Below are 15,692 nucleotides of genomic sequence, written 5' to 3' on the forward strand. Positions count from 1 at the left end.
ACAAGGGTACGGGCGGCACGACCCGAAAGAGCCGTACCGCCCGGACCCACGAGCTCTCCTACTTGGAGTAGAGCTCGACGATCAGCTGCTCCTGCACCTGGGTGTCGATCACCTGGCGCTCGGGCAGGGAGTGCACGAGGATCCGCATCGTCGACGGCACGGCTTCGAGCCATGCCGGAACGGTGCGCTCGCCGGCCTCGGCCTGGGCCACCTGGAAGGGGGTCAGGGCCTTGGACTTCTGGCGGACCTCGATGACGTCGTTCGCGGCGACGCGGGCCGACGGAATGTCGGTCTTCGTGCCGTTCACGGCGATGTGTCCGTGACGCACCAGCTGACGGGCGTGGTCGCGGGACTTGGCGAAGCCGGCCCGGTAGACCACGTTGTCGAGGCGGGTCTCAAGGATGCGCAGAAGGTTCTCACCGGTCTTGCCGGACTTCTGGTTCGCTTCCTTGTAGTAGTTCACGAACTGCTTTTCAAGGACACCGTAGATCCGCGAGCACTTCTGCTTCTCACGAAGCTGAAGAAGGTACTCGCTGTCCTTGGTGCGCCCGCGTCCGTGCTCACCCGGGGGGTAAGGACGGATCTCGATCGGGCACTTCGCGCTCTCGCACTTGCTGCCCTTAAGGAACAGCTTCTGCTTCTCCCGACGGCAACGCTTGCAGTCGGCCCCGGTGTATCGCGCCATTTTCCAGTTGTCTCCGTTGCTTCAGTGCGTCAGACGCGACGGCGCTTGGGCGGCCGGCATCCGTTGTGCGGAGTGGGGGTGACGTCCTGGATCGAACCGACCTCGAGGCCCGTGGCCTGGAGGGAGCGGATCGCGGTCTCGCGGCCGGAGCCCGGACCCTTCACGAAGACGTCCACCTTGCGCATGCCGTGCTCCTGCGCGCGGCGGGCGGCCGACTCGGCGGCCATCTGCGCGGCGAAGGGGGTGGACTTGCGCGAGCCCTTGAAGCCGACGTGGCCGGCGGAGGCCCAGGAGATCACGTTGCCCGCGGGGTCCGTGATCGAGACGATCGTGTTGTTGAACGTGCTCTTGATGTGCGCGTGGCCGTGAGCGACGTTCTTCTTTTCCTTGCGACGCACCTTCTTGGCTGCGCCCTGACGACCCTTGGGGGGCATGTCTTGACTCCAGATGGAGAGGGGAGGTGATCGGTCCTACAGCGAAGACCGCTGGATGCTGCAACGGCCCGGGGATCCGGACTGCCGCAGTGCGTCCGCTGAGGACTACTTCTTGCCCGGCTTCTTCTTACCGGCGATCGCGCGACGCGGGCCCTTGCGGGTACGAGCGTTCGTGCTGGTGCGCTGGCCGTGGACCGGAAGGCCACGACGGTGACGCAGACCCTGGTAGCAGCCGATCTCGACCTTGCGGCGGATGTCGGCCTGAATCTCGCGGCGGAGGTCACCCTCGGTGCGGAGGTTGGCGTCCACGTACTCGCGGATCTTGACCAGGTCCTCTTCGGCCAGGTCACGAACGCGGGTGTTCGGGTTCACACCCGTGGTGGCAAGGATCTCCTTGGACCGGGTGCGCCCGATACCGAAGACGTAGGTGAGGGCGACCTCCACGCGCTTTTCGCGCGGGATGTCAACACCTGAAACGCGTGCCATTCAATGGCTCCAGTTGTTATTTCGGGGGTCTTCCGCAGTGCCACTCCCGGCCGCCGACCGCTCCGTGGAAGGAGAGGTGGTACGTCCGGGTCCCCGGCCCCCGCCGGAGGTGTCGTCAGCCGTGGCTTGGACGGGCTCTGCGTATGTACGTATTACGTGCGTCGCGCGAAGTGCTGCGAGATGCAGGGGGTCTTGCGTCAGCCCTGGCGCTGCTTGTGGCGCAGGTTGTCGCAGATGACCATGACCCGACCGTGACGGCGGATCACCTTGCACTTGTCGCAGATCTTCTTGACGCTCGGCTTGACCTTCATGGGATGTCAGGTTCTCCGGGTCAGTGCCACCACCCCGCCGAAGCAGGGCGCGGGCAAGATCTACTTGTATCGGTAGACGATCCGGCCACGCGTCAGGTCGTACGGAGAGAGCTCCACCACGACCCGGTCGTCCGGGAGGATACGGATGTAGTGCATCCGCATCTTGCCGGAGATGTGCGCGAGGACCTTGTGACCGTTCTGGAGTTCCACCTTGAACATGGCGTTCGGGAGGGACTCGATCACGGTGCCCTCAATTTCGATGGCACCTTGCTTCTTGGCCACGCTTCGCCTTTCGAATCGGCTACCTTGATCGACCCTCTGCCCCGTATGTGGACACACGGATGCACGAGAGCCGACGAGTCAGTCTACGTCAGCGGACCCCAAAAGACGAATCCGTCAAGTTTGCCCACCAGAGTAGATCCTTAGACCTGCCCGGGCGCGCGTTCTCAGCCGATGGGGTCTCCCCTGGTCATTGAGACCTTGGGGAAGGGTGCGACGCCGCTTCCATGCCGACCCCTCCCCCAGCAGCCCTCGCGGGCTCGGCACCGGGTGGGCGATCAGCCCAGCGGATCCGGCGCCGCCTCGATGCCGTACTGCGCGAGCTTCGCGCGGCCGCAGTCGGGGGCCGTCAGGACCAGGGGGCCCTGCTCGGTGAGGGCGATCGAGTGCTCCCAGTGGGAGGACCAGGTGCCGTCCGTCGTGATGACCGTCCAGTCGTCCTGGAGCACCTCGGTCTGCGCCGTACCGAGCGAGACCATCGGCTCGATCGCCAGGCAGACGCCGGGCACGAGCTTGATGCCCTTGCCGCGCTTGCGCGCGACATAGTTCAGCAGGTGCGGGTCCATGTGCATCTCGGTGCCGATGCCGTGGCCGCCGTAGTCCTCGATGATCCCGTACTTGCCGGTGGCCGGGCGGGGCTGGCGGCGGATGTAGGACTCGATCGCCTTCGAGATGTCGACGAGGCGGTTGTTCACCTTCATCGCGGCGATCCCGGCCCACATGGATTCCTCGGTCACCCGGGACAGCTCGACGAGCTCCGGAGCGTGACCGGTGCCGACGAACGCGGTGTACGCGGCGTCGCCGTGCCAGCCGTCGACGATCGCGCCGGCGTCGATGGAGATGATGTCGCCGTCCTTGAGGACGGTCTTGTCGTCCGGGATGCCGTGGACGACGACCTCGTTGACCGAGGTGCAGATGGTCGCGGGGAACCCGCCGTACCCGAGGAAGTTCGACTTCGCACCGTGGTCGGCGATCACCTTGCGCGCGACCTGGTCCAGGTCCTGGGTGGTGGCACCGGGCACCGCCGCCTCCCGCGTGGCCGCGTGAATGGCAGCGACCACCAGCCCTGCCTCACGCATCTTCGCGATCTGCTCGGGGGTCTTGATCTGCACCATTACGCGGCGCCTCTCTGCATCGGACGGGTATCGAAGGGTGACGGATGCTGCGGCGTACTCCACGATACGGCGCAAACAGAGCCGGCCGCGGCGCCCAAGGACGCCGCGGCCGGCTGTACAGCTACTACGGGTGTTTCCTCAGTCCTCGCCGGACTTCTTGAGGGCCTCCATCGCCCGCTCGGTCACGTCCGTGACCTTGCCGAGCGCGGAGATCGTGACCACCAGGCCCTGGGACCGGTAGTAGTCGATGATCGGCTCGGTCTGCGTGTGGTAGACCTCGAGCCGGGTGCGGACCGTGTCCTCCGTGTCGTCGTCACGCTGGTACAGCTCGCCGCCGCAGATGTCGCAGACACCCTCGGTCTTCGGCTGGTTGTACGTGACGTGGAAGACGTGCGAACCGTCGTTCCGGCAGATGCGGCGGCCGGCAATGCGCTTGACCACCTCGTCCTCGGGGACCTCCAGGTCCAGGACCGCGTCCAGCTTGGCGCCCTCGTCCTTGAGCATCGCGTCAAGGGCCTCGGCCTGTCCCACGTTGCGGGGGAAGCCGTCGAGCAGGAAGCCGTTCGCGGCGTCCGGCTGGGCCATGCGGTCCTTGGCCATCCCGATGGTGACCTCGTCCGGCACCAGCTGGCCTGCGTCCATGTAGGCGCGGGCCTGCTTGCCAAGGTCAGTGCCCTGGCTGATGTTGGCGCGGAAGAGGTCGCCCGTGGAGATCTGCGGAATCGACAGGTTCTTGGCAAGGTACGCAGCCTGCGTTCCCTTGCCGGCACCGGGCGGCCCGACGAGGACGATTCGCATCAGCGGAGGAACCCTTCGTAATTGCGCTGCTGGAGCTGACTCTCAATCTGCTTCACGGTCTCCAGACCCACACCCACGATGATGAGGATGCTCGTCCCGCCGAACGGGAAGTTCTGGTTAGCGCCACCGAAGCCTGCCAACGCCATCGTCGGCACCAGAGCGATCAGACCCAGGTACAGCGAGCCCGGCCAAGTAATCCTGTTGAGCACGTAGCTCAGGTACTCGGCAGTAGGTCGACCAGCCCGGATACCCGGGATGAAGCCACCATACTTCTTCATGTTGTCGGCGACTTCCTCGGGGTTGAACGAAATCGCCACATAGAAGAAGGCGAAGAAGACGATCAACAGGAAGTACGCCGTGATGTAGTACGGGTGGTCGCCCTTGACGAAGTGGTCCTTGATCCATGTGGCCCAGCCCGCCGTGGAGTTGGAGAACTGGACGATCAGGGCCGGGATGTAGAGCAGCGAAGAAGCGAAGATGACGGGAATCACACCCGCCTGATTCACCTTCAGCGGGATGTACGTGGACGTACCCCCGTAGGACCTGCGGCCGATCATGCGCTTCGCGTACTGCACCGGAATCCGGCGCTGGGCCTGCTCGACGAAGACCACGAGGGCCACCATCACGAAGCCGACCAGGATGACGGTGCCGAACTCGATCCAGCCGTCGGCCAGCTTGCCACTCTGCTTGATGGCCCACAGGGCGCCGGGGAAGCTGGCGGCGATCGAGATGAACATCAGGATCGACATGCCGTTGCCGATGCCGCGGTCGGTGATGAGCTCACCGAGCCACATGACGGCGGCGGTGCCCGCGGTCATCGTGACCACCATGACGATGGTCGTGAAGATGGAGTGGTTCGGGACGATCTGGTCGGCGACCGGGCAGCCGCTGAACAGTGCCCCGCTGGTGGCGGTGGCCACCAGGCCGGTGCCCTGGAGGATGGCGAGCGCGACGGTCAGATAACGCGTGTACTGCGTGATCTTGGCCTGGCCGGACTGCCCCTCCTTCTTGAGCGCCTCGAGTCGGGGAATGACCACGGTCAGCAACTGAAGAATGATGCTGGCCGTGATGTACGGCATGATGCCGAGCGCGAAGATCGTGATCTGCAGCAGTGCACCACCGCTGAACATGTTCACCAGGCCGAAGAGGCTGTTGTTGCCCTTACTTGCCTGGTCAACACAGGTCTGGACGTTCTCGTAGCTCACTCCCGGTACCGGGATGTGTGCCCCGAGCCGGTAGAGCACGATGATGCCGAGCGTGAAGAGCAGCTTCTTGCGCAGGTCGGGCGTCTTGAACGCCCGGGCGAACGCGGTGAGCACGGTGCCTCCTGCGACCCCCGCGCAGAGCGAGAGGTGACGGTCTTGAGGATCGACGAATACGTAACAGTCAAAGATTCCCGGGCGTGTGCCCAGGGGTTACCACAGCAACAGTGCTGGCCACCTTACCGGCGACCATGCCCCCCTAGGAACGACCAACCGGGGATGCCCCAAATAAGAGGCATCCCCGGTCGGATGTTCAGGCCATCGAGTTGTCCGAGTTGTCTCAGACGAGCTCAGTGACGGTGCCGCCGGCGGCGGCAATCTTCTCCTTGGCGGAGCCGGAGACGGCGTCAACCGAAACCTGCAGCGCCACGGAGATCTCGCCCTGTCCGAGGACCTTGACGAGGTGGTTGTTGCGCACCGCACCCTTGGCGACCAGGTCGGCCACGGTGACCTCTCCACCCTCGGGGTAGAGCGTCGCGAGCTTGTCCAGGTTCACGACCTGGTACTCGGTGCGGAACGGGTTCTTGAAGCCCTTGAGCTTCGGGAGACGCATGTGGAGGGGCATCTGCCCACCCTCGAAGCGCTCCGGAACCTGGTAACGGGCCTTGGTGCCCTTGGTGCCACGACCGGCGGTCTTACCCTTGGACGCCTCACCACGACCCACACGGGTCTTGGCGGTCTTGGCGCCCGGGGCGGGCCGGAGGTCATGGGCCTTCAGCGGCTTGTTCTCCGCCATGTCAGTCGACCTCCTCAACCGTCACGAGGTGGCGGACGGTGTGCACCATTCCGCGGAACTCGGGGCGGTCCTCCTTGACAACCACGTCGTGCAGGCGCTTGAGCCCGAGCGAACGAAGGGTGTCGCGGTGGTTCTGCTTGCTGCCGATGTACGACTTCGTCTGCGTGATCTTGAGGCGAGCCATTACGCACCCGCTCCCGCACGTGCACGAAGCAGAGCCGCGGGGGCGACGTCCTCGAGGGGCAGACCACGGCGAGCCGCGATCTCCTCGGGACGCTGCAGGCCCTTGAGGGCCGCCACGGTCGCGTGCACGATGTTGATCGCGTTGTCGGAGCCGAGCGACTTCGACAGGATGTCGTGAACGCCGGCGCACTCCAGAACGGCGCGCACCGGGCCACCGGCGATAACACCGGTACCGGGGGAAGCAGGCTTCAGCAGGACGACGCCCGCAGCCTTCTCGCCCTGGATCGGGTGAGGAATGGTGCCCTGGATACGCGGAACCTTGAAGAAGTTCTTCTTGGCTTCTTCCACGCCCTTGGCAATGGCCGCGGGAACTTCCTTGGCCTTGCCGTAACCGACACCGACGGTGCCGTCACCATCGCCCACCACGACCAGCGCGGTGAAGCTGAAGCGACGACCACCCTTCACAACCTTGGCGACGCGGTTGATCGCGACAACGCGCTCAACGTACGCGGTCTTCTCGGCGGCAGCTGCGCCGCCGTCACGGCCCTTCCGGTCCCGCCGCTCGCCGCCACCGGCACCGCTTCCGCGGCGCTGGGGTCCAGCCATTGGATTTACCTCTCTCTGTTACGTCCGCTGTGCGTAGGAACCGGGGCTTAGAACTTCAGCCCGGCTTCACGGGCGGCGTCAGCCAGAGCGGCAATCCGCCCGGCGTACTGGTTACCACCGCGGTCAAACACGACGGCCTCGACGCCTGCGGCCTTGGCACGCTCGGCGACCAGGGCCCCGACCTGCTTGGCCTGGGCGCTCTTGTCAGCCTCGCCACCACGGATGGACACGTCCAGGGTCGACGCCGACGCGAGCGTGTGGCCCGCGATGTCGTCGATCACCTGAGCGACCATGTGGCGGTTGGATCGCGTCACGACCAAGCGGGGACGCTCCGGCGAACCGGAGATGTGCTTGCGGACGCGGATGTGGCGACGCTTGAGAGCGGCACGCTTGTACGCGTCGCCCTTGGCGATCTTTACGCCGTATGCCATCGCTACTTACCAGCCTTTCCGACCTTGCGGCGGATGACCTCGCCGGCGTACTTGACGCCCTTGGCCTTGTACGGGTCAGGCTTCCGCAGCTTGCGGATCTTGGCCGCGGTCTCGCCGACCTTCTGCTTGTCGATGCCCTCGACGGAGAACTTCGTGGGGGACTCCACCTTGAAGGTGATGCCCTCCGGGGCCTCGATCAGGATCGGGTGGCTGTAGCCCAGGGCGAACTCCAGGTTGGAGCCCTTCGCCTGGACGCGGTAACCGACACCACTGATCTCGAGCGCCTTGATGTATCCCTGGGTCACACCGGTGATCATGTTCGCCACCAGCGTGCGGGACAGGCCGTGAAGGGCCTTGTTCTGACGCTCGTCGTTCGGGCGGACGACGTTCAGAACGCCGTCCTCACCCTTGGTGACCTCGATCGGCGCGGCAACGGTGTGCGAGAGGGAACCCTTGGGGCCCTTCACCGCGACCGTACGGCCATCGATGGTGACGTCCACACCGGCGGGAACCTGGATGGGGAGCTTGCCGATTCGCGACATTAGCTATTCCTCCGTTCCCGACTACCAGACGTAGGCGAGGACTTCCCCACCTACGCCCTTCTTCTGAGCCTGCTGGCCGGTCAGGAGACCGTGGGACGTGGAGATGATCGCCACGCCCAGGCCGCCGAGGACCTTCGGCAGGTTGGTGGACTTTGCGTATACACGCAGACCCGGCTTCGAGATTCGCTTGATGCCGGCGATCGAGCGCTCGCGGTTCGGGCCGAACTTCAGCTCGAGGACGAGGTTCTTGCCGACCTCGGCGTCCTCGACCTTCCAGCCGGTGATGAAGCCCTCCTGCTGGAGGATCTCCGCGATGTGCGACTTGATCTTGCTGTGCGGCATCACGACGTCGTCGTGGTACGCCGAGTTCGCGTTACGCAGACGCGTGAGCATGTCTGCGATGGGATCAGTCATGGTCATGAATTGGCCTTCGGCCTCTCTCGCCGGGGTTTCCTGTATGCGCCATCCCTCTCCCCACTCAGTGGCGGGACGGGTGCGGTGCGGGGACCTACGGCGTAGTAAGTCGGTCTTGGGCGGCAGGCGCCCAACCCCACAAGCCTACGGCATGTGAGGCCGGACTCCTGCCGACCAGATGCTTACCGAGAGCTTCCGTCAATTCCCAACGCCCAGAGGGCGAAGGAGAATTACCAGGAACTCTTGGTCACGCCCGGCAGCTCGCCACGGTGAGCCATCTCACGAAGGCACACGCGGCACAGGCCGAACTTGCGGTAGACGGAGTGGGGCCGGCCGCAGCGCTGGCAGCGGGTGTACCCGCGAACGCCGAACTTCGGCTTACGGGCGGCCTTAGCGATCAGAGCCTTCTTCGCCACGGTCAGTTCTCCTTGAACGGGAAGCCGAGGTGACGAAGGAGGGCACGACCCTCGTCGTCATTGGTCGCCGTGGTGACCACGGTGATGTCCATGCCCCGGACCCGGTCGATCTTGTCCTGGTCGATCTCGTGGAACATGACCTGCTCCGTGAGACCGAAGGTGTAGTTGCCACGGCCGTCGAACTGCTTCGGCGACAGGCCACGGAAGTCACGGATACGCGGCAGCGCGAGCGACAGCGTACGGTCCAGGAACTCCCACATCCGGTCACCACGGAGGGTGACGTGGCAGCCGATCGGCTGACCCTCGCGCAGCTTGAACTGCGCGATGGACTTGCGGGCCTTGGTGACGGCCGGCTTCTGGCCGGTGATCGTGGTGAGGTCGCGCACGGCGCCATCGATCAGCTTGGAGTCGCGGGCGGCGTCGCCCACACCCATGTTGACCACGATCTTGACCAGACCGGGAACCTGCATGACGTTCTCGTACGAGAACTCCTCACGCAGCTTGCCGGCGATTTCCTCGCGGTAGCGCGTCTTGAGACGCGGCGCAGTGGTGGCAGTCATCAGATGTCCTCACCGGTCCGCTTGGCAACACGGATCTTCTTGCCCTCGTCGTCAAAGCGGTAGCCGACGCGGGTGACGACCTTCTTGCCGTCCTTCTCCACGACCAGCTGAACGTTGCTGACGTGAATCGGGGCCTCGGTGGTGACAATGCCACCGGTCTGCGAGCCGCGAGCCGTCTGACCGGCCTTGGTGTGCTTCTTGACCCGGTTGACACCCTCGACGAGGACACGGTTCTGCACGGGATAGGCCACGATGACCTTGCCCTGCTTGCCCTTGTCCTTACCGGTGATGACCTGAACCAGGTCGCCCTTCTTGATCTTCATGCTTACAGCACCTCCGGCGCGAGCGAGATGATCTTCATGAACTTCTTCTCGCGCAGCTCACGGCCCACCGGGCCGAAGATACGGGTGCCGCGGGGGTCGCCGTCGTTCTTCAGAATGACGGCGGCGTTCTCGTCGAAGCGGATGTACGAGCCATCCTGACGACGACGCTCCTTGACGGTGCGAACGATGACGGCCTTGACGACGTCACCCTTCTTCACGTTGCCACCGGGGATCGCGTCCTTGACGGTGGCGACGATGACGTCACCGATGCCCGCGTAGCGGCGACCCGAACCACCGAGAACACGGATGGTGAGGATTTCCTTCGCACCCGTGTTGTCGGCGACGCGAAGTCGCGACTCCTGCTGGATCACGTCTATCTCCTGATCGTCTGCCGGTTCCCGGCGGGGTTCGAACCTGGGTAGGTACGAACCCCACCGAGCCTGGCGGAACTTGCCTGAGGGGAGTGCCCCTCAGGAATTACTTGGCCTTCTCGAGGATCTCGACGACGCGCCACCGCTTCGTGGCGGACAGCGGCCGGGTCTCCATGAGGAGGACACGGTCGCCGACGCCGGCGGCGTTCTGCTCGTCGTGCGCCTTGAGCTTGTTCGTACGGCGGATGACCTTGCCGTACAGCGCGTGCTTGACGCGGTCCTCGACAGCGACGACGACGGTCTTGTCCATCTTGTCGCTGACGACCAGACCCTCACGGGTCTTGCGGAAACCGCGGTCGGTGTTCGTCTCAGTCACAGTCTTCTCGCTCATCAGGCGCTCTCCACCGTCTCGATGCCCAGCTCGCGCTCGCGCATCAGGGTGTAGATCCGGGCGATGTCCTTACGGACGGACTTGAGCCGGCCGTGGTTCTCGAGCTGACCGGTCGCCGCCTGAAAGCGGAGATTGAACAGCTCTTCCTTGGCCTCGCGGAGCTTGTTGAGGAGCTCCTCGTTGCCCAGCTCGCGCAGCTCGGACGCCTTGGTACCGGCCGACATCACGACTCACCTGCCTCGCGCCGAACGATCCGGCACTTCATCGGAAGCTTGTGAGCAGCGCGGGTAAGCGCCTCACGAGCAATCTTCTCGTTCGGGTAGGACAGCTCGAACATCACCCGACCGGGCTTGACGTTCGCGATCCACCACTCGGGAGAACCCTTACCGGAACCCATGCGGGTCTCGGCAGGCTTCTTCGTCAGGGGGCGGTCCGGGTAGATGTTGATCCAGACCTTGCCGCCACGCTTGATGTGGCGGGTCATCGCGATACGAGCTGCCTCGATCTGGCGGTTCGTCACGTACGCCGAGGTCAGCGCCTGGATGCCGTACTCGCCGAACGCAACCTGCGTGCCACCCTTGGACATACCGCTGCGCTTCGGGTGGTGCTGCTTGCGGTGCTTGACCCTACGGGGGATCAGCATTTCGGTCAGGCCTCCGTTCCGGTGCTCTCAGCCGGAGCAGCGGCGGCGGGAGCCTCGGCCTTGGGGGCCTCGGCTGCCGGCGCGGACTGCTGCGGCTTGCGACCGCGACCGCCACGCTCGCCACCGCGGCCACCACGGCCGGCCGGGCGGTCAGCGCCGCCACGGGCCGGGCGGTTGCCAGCGCGGGCAGCAGCGTTCTCGGCGCGGACCTCGGCGATGTTCTTGACGTCGCCCTTGTAGATCCAGACCTTCACACCGATGCGGCCGAAGGTCGTCTTGGCCTCGAAGAAGCCGTAGTCGACGTTCGCACGGAGCGTGTGCAGGGGCACGCGGCCCTCGCGGTAGAACTCCGAGCGGGACATCTCGGCGCCGCCGAGGCGGCCACCGCACTGGATCTTGATGCCCTTGGCGCCGGCCTTCATCGAGCTCTGCATGCTCTTACGCATGGCACGACGGAAGGAGACGCGGGAGGAGAGCTGCTCGGCGACGGCCTGGGCCACCAGCTGAGCGTCCACCTCGGGGTTCTTGACCTCGAGGATGTTCAGCTGGACCTGCTTGCCGGTCAGCTTCTCCAGCTCGCCACGGATGCGGTCGGCCTCGGCGCCACGGCGACCGATGACGATGCCCGGGCGGGCGGTGTGGATGTCAACGCGGACGCGGTCGCGGGTGCGCTCGATCTCAACCTTCGAGATGCCGGCCCGCTCCATGCCCTTCGTCATCATGCGACGAATGGCGACGTCTTCCTTGACGTAGTCCTTGTACAGCTTGTCGGCGTACCAACGGGACTTGAAGTCCGTGGTGATGCCGAGCCGGAACCCGTGCGGGTTTACCTTCTGGCCCATTACCGGGTTCCTTCCTTGCTGCTGACGACCACGGTGATGTGGCTGGTCCGCTTACGGATCCGGTAGGCACGGCCCTGAGCACGCGGACGGAACCGCTTCAGGGTCGGGCCCTCGTCCACGTACGCCTCGCTGATGACCAGCGAAGAGGCGTCGGTGTGGTCGTAGTTGTGTGCAGCGTTGGCAATGGCGCTGTCAAGCACCTTGCCAACCGGCACGCTCGCGGCCTGCGGGGCGAAACGCAGGACCGCCTGAGCCTCCGTGGCATCCATGCCACGGATGAGGTCCACCACGCGGCGGGCCTTCATGGGCGTGACGCGGATGTACCGCGCCTGGGCCCTGGCTTCCATGGTTGTCCCTTCGGTGTAAGTCATAGTCAGTCACCCCGCGTTAGCGGCGCTTCGACTTCCGGTCGTCCTTGACGTGGCCGCGGAAGGTGCGAGTCGGCGAGAACTCGCCGAGCTTGTGGCCGACCATCGACTCGGTGACGAACACCGGGACGTGAATCTTGCCGTTGTGCACCGCGATGGTGTGACCCAGCATGGCCGGGACGATCATCGAGCGACGGGACCAGGTCTTGATGACGTTCTTGGTGCCTGCCTCGTTCTGTACGTCCACCTTCTTGATGAGGTGGCCGTCGACGAAGGGCCCCTTCTTGAGACTGCGCGGCATCTAAACCCGCTCCTAGCGCTTCTTGTTCGTCTTGCGGCGGCGGACGATGTACTTGCTCGATGCCTTCTTCGGCGAGCGAGTACGACCCTCCTTCTGACCCCACGGCGAGACCGGGTGGCGACCACCGGAGGTCTTGCCCTCACCACCACCGTGCGGGTGGTCAACCGGGTTCATCGCGACACCGCGGACGGTCGGGCGAACGCCCTTCCAGCGCATGCGGCCGGCCTTGCCCCAGTTGATGTTCGACTGCTCGGCGTTGCCGACCTCGCCGATCGTGGCGCGGCAGCGGGCGTCGACCAGGCGGATTTCACCCGACGGCATACGAAGGTGGGCCATGGTGCCCTCCTTCGCCAGCAGCTGCACGGAGGCACCCGCGGAACGGGCGAACTTCGCGCCGCCGCCGGGCCGCAGCTCGATGGCGTGGATGGTCGTACCGACCGGGATGTTGCGCAGCGCCAGGTTGTTACCGGGCTTGATGTCGGCGGCCGGGCCGTTCTCGACACGGTCGCCCTGCGACAGTCCACGCGGCGCGATGATGTAGCGCTTCTCGCCGTCCGCGTAGTGCAGGAGCGCGATGCGCGCAGTGCGGTTCGGGTCGTACTCGATGTGCGCGACCTTGGCCGGCACGCCGTCCTTGTCGTGACGACGGAAGTCGATCACTCGGTAGGCGCGCTTGTGGCCACCGCCCTGGTGGCGAACGGTCACACGACCGGCGTTGTTACGGCCGCCCTTGCTGTGCAGGGGGCGGACCAGCGACTTCTCCGGCGTGGACCGCGTGATCTCGACAAAGTCGGCGACGCTGGAGCCACGACGGCCCGGGGTCGTCGGCTTGTACTTGCGGATACCCATTTCTCAGTCCTCGTCCGATTTCGGACGATCCAGACCGCCCTTAGGCGGTCGGACCGCCGAAGATGTCGATACGGTCGCCCTCGGCGAGGGTCACGATGGCGCGCTTCGTGTCGGCGCGCTTGCCGAAGCCGGTCTTGGTGCGCTTGCGCTTACCCTGCCGGTTGATCGTGTTGACCCCGGTGACCTTGACCGAGAAGACCGCTTCCACGGCCTGCTTGATCTGGGTCTTGTTGGAGCCGGGCGCGACGATGAACGTGTACTTGTTCTCGTCGAGCAGCGCGTAGCTCTTCTCGGAAACGACCGGCTTGACGAGAACGTCGCGCGGGTCCGTGAAGGTCTTGCTGGTTACGGTCGCCTCGCTCATCAGGCGTCGCTCCCTTCGGTCTCATCGGCCTTGGGGCCAGACACGAAGGACTCGAAAGCGGCCTGGGTGAAGACCACGTCGTCGGAGACGATCACGTCGTACGTGTTGAGCTGGCCCGGCTCCAGGATGTGCACCTGGGGCAGGTTGCGGGCGGACAGCCACGCGGCCTCGTCGGCGCGGTCGACGACCAGGAGCAGGTTCTTGCGCTCCGAGATCTTGCCGAACAGCGTCTTGGCGGCCTTCGTGGAGACTGCACCGTCGACCACGCCGGTGACGACGTGGATGCGGGAGTGGCGTGCCCGGTCGGAGAGGGCACCGCGCAGGGCGGCGGCCTTCATCTTCTTCGGGGTGCGCTGCGAGTAGTCACGCGGCTGCGGGCCGTGGACGACGCCACCGCCGACGAACTGCGGCGCACGGGTCGAACCCTGGCGGGCGCGGCCGGTGCCCTTCTGGCGGTACGGCTTGCGGCCACCACCACGGACTTCGCCGCGACGCTTGGTCTTGTGCGTGCCCTGACGGGCAGCAGCCAGCTGTGCGACAACGACCTGGTGGATCAGCGGAACGCTGGTCTTCGCGTCGAAGATCTCCGCGGGGAGCTCGACGGTACCGGCCTTGTCGCCTGCCGGCGAAAGGATGTCAATGGTGCTCATTACCTCAAGCCCCCTTGGCCGCGGTACGGACCAGGACGAGGCCGCCGTTCGGACCGGGGACTGCGCCCTTGATGAGGAGCAGACCCTTCTCCGCGTCAACCGCGTGGATGGTCAGGTTCTGGGTGGTGACGCGCTCGTTGCCCATGCGACCCGCCATGCGCATGCCCTTGAAGACACGGCCGGGGGTGGCACAGCCACCGATGGAGCCGGGCATGCGGTGCACACGGTGGGCACCGTGGGACGCCTTGCCACCCTTGAAGTTGTGGCGCTTCATCACACCGGCGAAGCCCTTGCCCTTGCTCTTGCCCGTGACGTCAACCTTGACGCCGGACTCGAACACTGCGGCAGTGACCTCCTGGCCCAGCGTGTACTCGCCGGCGTCAGGGGTGCGGAGCTCCACCAGGTGGCGGCGCGGGGTCACGTCGGCCTTGGCGAAGTGGCCCTTGAGGGGCTTGTTCACCTTGCGCGGGTCGATCTCGCCGAAGGCGATCTGGACCGACTCGTAGCCGTCGCTGTCGTTGGTGCGGACCTGGGTGACGACGCAGGGCCCGGCCTTGACGACGGTCACCGGGACAACCCGGTTGTTCTCGTCCCAGACCTGGGTCATGCCGAGCTTCTCGCCCAGGACGCCCTTAATGTTCTTAGCCATCTCGCGCGTCACCTCAGAGCTTGATCTCGATGTCGACGCCGGCCGGCAGGTCGAGACGCATGAGCGAGTCAACCGTCTTCGGCGTGGGGTCGAGGATGTCGATGAGGCGCTTGTGCGTGCGCATCTCGAAGTGCTCGCGCGAGTCCTTGTACTTGTGCGGCGACTTGATGACGCAGTACACGTTCTTCTCAGTGGGCAGCGGCACCGGGCCTGCGACCGACGCACCAGTGCGGGTCACCGTCTCGACGATCTTCTTCGCCGAGGAGTCGATGACCTCGTGGTCGTAGGCCTTGAGCCGGATGCGGATCTTCTGTCCCGCCATGGCTACTAGTAGTCCTGTCTCTCGTAACGCTCTGGAACCCGAGGGCTCTCGTAACTCCACCTCCGACCCACGCGGTCGGGCGTGTCGCATCCCCTCTACGCAGAATTCCCGGAGGAATTCCCAACCAAGGGGGTGCGGGCCGTAAGACCGCGGAACCGGGGGCGGAACACCCACCGGGTGCCTGGTCGGCGCCCCACTGTCACTTCCCGGAAGATTCCCGTACGTCCGGCCCGCATGGGGCCGACGAGTACTGTGGGACTCGCTTCCGGTCCTCCCGGCGGGAGGCGCGCAGCATTGACACTCAACCGAGCAACCTGGTCAGTGTGCCATATGCGGCACGGCGCTGGCCAATCGGGCGGAG

29 protein-coding genes are annotated in these 15,692 nt (G+C 65.4%); all 29 read right to left on the bottom strand.

Annotated features, from left to right (window positions below; genetic code table 11):
* Positions 1 to 58: 58 nt before the first annotated feature.
* Positions 59 to 685, bottom strand: a complete 627-nt coding sequence (gene rpsD / locus OHB49_RS18145; protein ID WP_030914174.1) for a 30S ribosomal protein S4 — start codon at positions 683 to 685, stop codon at positions 59 to 61.
* 29 nt (positions 686 to 714) lie between these two features.
* The gene (rpsK, locus tag OHB49_RS18150; protein WP_006376016.1) at positions 715 to 1,119 is read right to left on the bottom strand and encodes a 30S ribosomal protein S11; all 405 of its coding nucleotides are present in this window, start codon (positions 1,117 to 1,119) and stop codon (positions 715 to 717) included.
* Positions 1,120 to 1,224: 105 nt separating this feature from the next.
* On the bottom strand, positions 1,225 to 1,605 hold the full coding sequence (gene rpsM, locus OHB49_RS18155; RefSeq protein WP_018519286.1) for a 30S ribosomal protein S13: 381 nt from the start codon (positions 1,603 to 1,605) through the stop codon (positions 1,225 to 1,227).
* 197 nt (positions 1,606 to 1,802) lie between these two features.
* Positions 1,803 to 1,916 (bottom strand): 50S ribosomal protein L36, encoded by a 114-nt coding sequence (gene rpmJ / locus OHB49_RS18160; protein WP_003956441.1) that lies wholly within the window; start codon positions 1,914 to 1,916, stop codon positions 1,803 to 1,805.
* A 60-nt stretch (positions 1,917 to 1,976) separates the two neighbouring features.
* The gene (gene infA / locus OHB49_RS18165; RefSeq protein ID WP_003956442.1) at positions 1,977 to 2,198 is read right to left on the bottom strand and encodes a translation initiation factor IF-1; all 222 of its coding nucleotides are present in this window, start codon (positions 2,196 to 2,198) and stop codon (positions 1,977 to 1,979) included.
* Between the two features lie 275 nt (positions 2,199 to 2,473).
* Entirely contained in the window at positions 2,474 to 3,310 is an 837-nt protein-coding gene (gene map, locus OHB49_RS18170) for a type I methionyl aminopeptidase (RefSeq protein WP_329161523.1), read from the bottom strand.
* A gap of 138 nt (positions 3,311 to 3,448) precedes the next feature.
* A complete protein-coding gene (locus OHB49_RS18175; protein WP_030977966.1) occupies positions 3,449 to 4,108 on the bottom strand; it encodes an adenylate kinase in 660 nt (219 codons plus the stop codon).
* Positions 4,108 to 5,427, bottom strand: coding sequence for a preprotein translocase subunit SecY (gene secY, locus OHB49_RS18180; RefSeq protein ID WP_030914158.1), 1,320 nt, complete (start codon positions 5,425 to 5,427; stop codon positions 4,108 to 4,110). Before secY ends, OHB49_RS18175 begins: the two co-directional genes overlap by 1 nt.
* Positions 5,428 to 5,650: 223 nt before the next feature.
* Complete coding sequence (gene rplO / locus OHB49_RS18185; protein ID WP_018550610.1) at positions 5,651 to 6,106, bottom strand: 50S ribosomal protein L15; 456 nt, start codon at positions 6,104 to 6,106, stop codon at positions 5,651 to 5,653.
* Between the two features lies 1 nt (position 6,107).
* Entirely contained in the window at positions 6,108 to 6,290 is a 183-nt protein-coding gene (rpmD, locus tag OHB49_RS18190; protein WP_018550611.1) for a 50S ribosomal protein L30, read from the bottom strand.
* Positions 6,290 to 6,895, bottom strand: coding sequence for a 30S ribosomal protein S5 (rpsE, locus tag OHB49_RS18195; RefSeq protein ID WP_030914151.1), 606 nt, complete (start codon positions 6,893 to 6,895; stop codon positions 6,290 to 6,292). The genes rpmD and rpsE overlap by 1 nt, the downstream gene beginning before the upstream one ends.
* 47 nt (positions 6,896 to 6,942) lie before the next feature.
* Positions 6,943 to 7,326: a 50S ribosomal protein L18 gene (gene rplR / locus OHB49_RS18200; protein ID WP_030977960.1), complete on the bottom strand. Its 384-nt coding sequence runs from the start codon at positions 7,324 to 7,326 to the stop codon at positions 6,943 to 6,945.
* Positions 7,327 to 7,328: 2 nt separating this feature from the next.
* Positions 7,329 to 7,868, bottom strand: a complete 540-nt coding sequence (gene rplF / locus OHB49_RS18205) for a 50S ribosomal protein L6 (RefSeq protein ID WP_030977959.1) — start codon at positions 7,866 to 7,868, stop codon at positions 7,329 to 7,331.
* Positions 7,869 to 7,889: 21 nt separating this feature from the next.
* Positions 7,890 to 8,288 (bottom strand): 30S ribosomal protein S8, encoded by a 399-nt coding sequence (rpsH, locus tag OHB49_RS18210; protein WP_030977958.1) that lies wholly within the window; start codon positions 8,286 to 8,288, stop codon positions 7,890 to 7,892.
* 224 nt (positions 8,289 to 8,512) lie between these two features.
* Entirely contained in the window at positions 8,513 to 8,698 is a 186-nt protein-coding gene (locus tag OHB49_RS18215; RefSeq protein WP_003948630.1) for a type Z 30S ribosomal protein S14, read from the bottom strand.
* A 2-nt stretch (positions 8,699 to 8,700) separates the two neighbouring features.
* A complete protein-coding gene (rplE, locus tag OHB49_RS18220; RefSeq protein ID WP_006126888.1) occupies positions 8,701 to 9,258 on the bottom strand; it encodes a 50S ribosomal protein L5 in 558 nt (185 codons plus the stop codon).
* Positions 9,258 to 9,581, bottom strand: coding sequence for a 50S ribosomal protein L24 (gene rplX, locus OHB49_RS18225; RefSeq protein ID WP_030977955.1), 324 nt, complete (start codon positions 9,579 to 9,581; stop codon positions 9,258 to 9,260). The genes rplE and rplX overlap by 1 nt, the downstream gene beginning before the upstream one ends.
* A gap of 2 nt (positions 9,582 to 9,583) precedes the next feature.
* The gene (rplN, locus tag OHB49_RS18230; RefSeq protein WP_003966950.1) at positions 9,584 to 9,952 is read right to left on the bottom strand and encodes a 50S ribosomal protein L14; all 369 of its coding nucleotides are present in this window, start codon (positions 9,950 to 9,952) and stop codon (positions 9,584 to 9,586) included.
* 106 nt (positions 9,953 to 10,058) lie between these two features.
* The gene (gene rpsQ, locus OHB49_RS18235; RefSeq protein ID WP_030977953.1) at positions 10,059 to 10,343 is read right to left on the bottom strand and encodes a 30S ribosomal protein S17; all 285 of its coding nucleotides are present in this window, start codon (positions 10,341 to 10,343) and stop codon (positions 10,059 to 10,061) included.
* Positions 10,343 to 10,567 carry a 50S ribosomal protein L29 gene (gene rpmC, locus OHB49_RS18240; RefSeq protein WP_015035581.1) on the bottom strand — a complete coding sequence of 75 codons (225 nt, stop codon included), beginning with the start codon at positions 10,565 to 10,567 and terminating at the stop codon, positions 10,343 to 10,345. The genes rpsQ and rpmC overlap by 1 nt, the downstream gene beginning before the upstream one ends.
* Positions 10,567 to 10,986, bottom strand: a complete 420-nt coding sequence (gene rplP / locus OHB49_RS18245) for a 50S ribosomal protein L16 (protein ID WP_329161524.1) — start codon at positions 10,984 to 10,986, stop codon at positions 10,567 to 10,569. Before rplP ends, rpmC begins: the two co-directional genes overlap by 1 nt.
* 5 nt (positions 10,987 to 10,991) lie before the next feature.
* Positions 10,992 to 11,828 carry a 30S ribosomal protein S3 gene (gene rpsC / locus OHB49_RS18250; RefSeq protein WP_030914139.1) on the bottom strand — a complete coding sequence of 279 codons (837 nt, stop codon included), beginning with the start codon at positions 11,826 to 11,828 and terminating at the stop codon, positions 10,992 to 10,994.
* Positions 11,828 to 12,175, bottom strand: a complete 348-nt coding sequence (gene rplV / locus OHB49_RS18255) for a 50S ribosomal protein L22 (protein ID WP_004571827.1) — start codon at positions 12,173 to 12,175, stop codon at positions 11,828 to 11,830. Before rplV ends, rpsC begins: the two co-directional genes overlap by 1 nt.
* A 40-nt stretch (positions 12,176 to 12,215) precedes the next feature.
* Positions 12,216 to 12,497, bottom strand: coding sequence for a 30S ribosomal protein S19 (gene rpsS, locus OHB49_RS18260; protein WP_003966956.1), 282 nt, complete (start codon positions 12,495 to 12,497; stop codon positions 12,216 to 12,218).
* 12 nt (positions 12,498 to 12,509) lie between these two features.
* Positions 12,510 to 13,346: a 50S ribosomal protein L2 gene (gene rplB / locus OHB49_RS18265; protein WP_030914137.1), complete on the bottom strand. Its 837-nt coding sequence runs from the start codon at positions 13,344 to 13,346 to the stop codon at positions 12,510 to 12,512.
* A 40-nt stretch (positions 13,347 to 13,386) separates the two neighbouring features.
* Positions 13,387 to 13,710 carry a 50S ribosomal protein L23 gene (gene rplW / locus OHB49_RS18270; RefSeq protein ID WP_030914135.1) on the bottom strand — a complete coding sequence of 108 codons (324 nt, stop codon included), beginning with the start codon at positions 13,708 to 13,710 and terminating at the stop codon, positions 13,387 to 13,389.
* Complete coding sequence (rplD, locus tag OHB49_RS18275; RefSeq protein ID WP_030914133.1) at positions 13,710 to 14,360, bottom strand: 50S ribosomal protein L4; 651 nt, start codon at positions 14,358 to 14,360, stop codon at positions 13,710 to 13,712. Before rplD ends, rplW begins: the two co-directional genes overlap by 1 nt.
* A 4-nt stretch (positions 14,361 to 14,364) precedes the next feature.
* On the bottom strand, positions 14,365 to 15,009 hold the full coding sequence (gene rplC / locus OHB49_RS18280) for a 50S ribosomal protein L3 (protein WP_030977945.1): 645 nt from the start codon (positions 15,007 to 15,009) through the stop codon (positions 14,365 to 14,367).
* Between the two features lie 13 nt (positions 15,010 to 15,022).
* Positions 15,023 to 15,331: a 30S ribosomal protein S10 gene (gene rpsJ, locus OHB49_RS18285; RefSeq protein ID WP_003948644.1), complete on the bottom strand. Its 309-nt coding sequence runs from the start codon at positions 15,329 to 15,331 to the stop codon at positions 15,023 to 15,025.
* Between the last annotated feature and the right edge of the window lie 361 nt (positions 15,332 to 15,692).

Origin of the sequence: Streptomyces sp. NBC_01717, from assembly GCF_036248255.1 — a bacterium.
Taxonomy (GTDB): domain Bacteria; phylum Actinomycetota; class Actinomycetes; order Streptomycetales; family Streptomycetaceae; genus Streptomyces.

Bases quoted from the DNA above. Each gene is read 5' to 3' on its own strand.
- rpsD (WP_030914174.1), bottom strand. From the start codon at position 685: ATGGCGCGATACACCGGGGCCGACTGCAAGCGTTGCCGTCGGGAGAAG.
- rpsK (WP_006376016.1), bottom strand. From the start codon at position 1,119: ATGCCCCCCAAGGGTCGTCAGGGCGCAGCCAAGAAGGTGCGTCGCAAG.
- rpsM (WP_018519286.1), bottom strand. From the start codon at position 1,605: ATGGCACGCGTTTCAGGTGTTGACATCCCGCGCGAAAAGCGCGTGGAG.
- rpmJ (WP_003956441.1), bottom strand. From the start codon at position 1,916: ATGAAGGTCAAGCCGAGCGTCAAGAAGATCTGCGACAAGTGCAAGGTG.
- map (WP_329161523.1), bottom strand. From the start codon at position 3,310: ATGGTGCAGATCAAGACCCCCGAGCAGATCGCGAAGATGCGTGAGGCA.
- OHB49_RS18175 (WP_030977966.1), bottom strand. From the start codon at position 4,108: ATGCGAATCGTCCTCGTCGGGCCGCCCGGTGCCGGCAAGGGAACGCAG.
- rplO (WP_018550610.1), bottom strand. From the start codon at position 6,106: ATGGCGGAGAACAAGCCGCTGAAGGCCCATGACCTCCGGCCCGCCCCG.
- rpmD (WP_018550611.1), bottom strand. From the start codon at position 6,290: ATGGCTCGCCTCAAGATCACGCAGACGAAGTCGTACATCGGCAGCAAG.
- rpsE (WP_030914151.1), bottom strand. From the start codon at position 6,895: ATGGCTGGACCCCAGCGCCGCGGAAGCGGTGCCGGTGGCGGCGAGCGG.
- rplR (WP_030977960.1), bottom strand. From the start codon at position 7,326: ATGGCATACGGCGTAAAGATCGCCAAGGGCGACGCGTACAAGCGTGCC.
- rplF (WP_030977959.1), bottom strand. From the start codon at position 7,868: ATGTCGCGAATCGGCAAGCTCCCCATCCAGGTTCCCGCCGGTGTGGAC.
- rpsH (WP_030977958.1), bottom strand. From the start codon at position 8,288: ATGACCATGACTGATCCCATCGCAGACATGCTCACGCGTCTGCGTAAC.
- rplE (WP_006126888.1), bottom strand. From the start codon at position 9,258: ATGACTGCCACCACTGCGCCGCGTCTCAAGACGCGCTACCGCGAGGAA.
- rplX (WP_030977955.1), bottom strand. From the start codon at position 9,581: ATGAAGATCAAGAAGGGCGACCTGGTTCAGGTCATCACCGGTAAGGAC.
- rpsQ (WP_030977953.1), bottom strand. From the start codon at position 10,343: ATGAGCGAGAAGACTGTGACTGAGACGAACACCGACCGCGGTTTCCGC.
- rpmC (WP_015035581.1), bottom strand. From the start codon at position 10,567: ATGTCGGCCGGTACCAAGGCGTCCGAGCTGCGCGAGCTGGGCAACGAG.
- rplP (WP_329161524.1), bottom strand. From the start codon at position 10,986: ATGCTGATCCCCCGTAGGGTCAAGCACCGCAAGCAGCACCACCCGAAG.
- rpsC (WP_030914139.1), bottom strand. From the start codon at position 11,828: ATGGGCCAGAAGGTAAACCCGCACGGGTTCCGGCTCGGCATCACCACG.
- rplV (WP_004571827.1), bottom strand. From the start codon at position 12,175: ATGGAAGCCAGGGCCCAGGCGCGGTACATCCGCGTCACGCCCATGAAG.
- rpsS (WP_003966956.1), bottom strand. From the start codon at position 12,497: ATGCCGCGCAGTCTCAAGAAGGGGCCCTTCGTCGACGGCCACCTCATC.
- rplB (WP_030914137.1), bottom strand. From the start codon at position 13,346: ATGGGTATCCGCAAGTACAAGCCGACGACCCCGGGCCGTCGTGGCTCC.
- rplW (WP_030914135.1), bottom strand. From the start codon at position 13,710: ATGAGCGAGGCGACCGTAACCAGCAAGACCTTCACGGACCCGCGCGAC.
- rplD (WP_030914133.1), bottom strand. From the start codon at position 14,360: ATGAGCACCATTGACATCCTTTCGCCGGCAGGCGACAAGGCCGGTACC.
- rplC (WP_030977945.1), bottom strand. From the start codon at position 15,009: ATGGCTAAGAACATTAAGGGCGTCCTGGGCGAGAAGCTCGGCATGACC.
- rpsJ (WP_003948644.1), bottom strand. From the start codon at position 15,331: ATGGCGGGACAGAAGATCCGCATCCGGCTCAAGGCCTACGACCACGAG.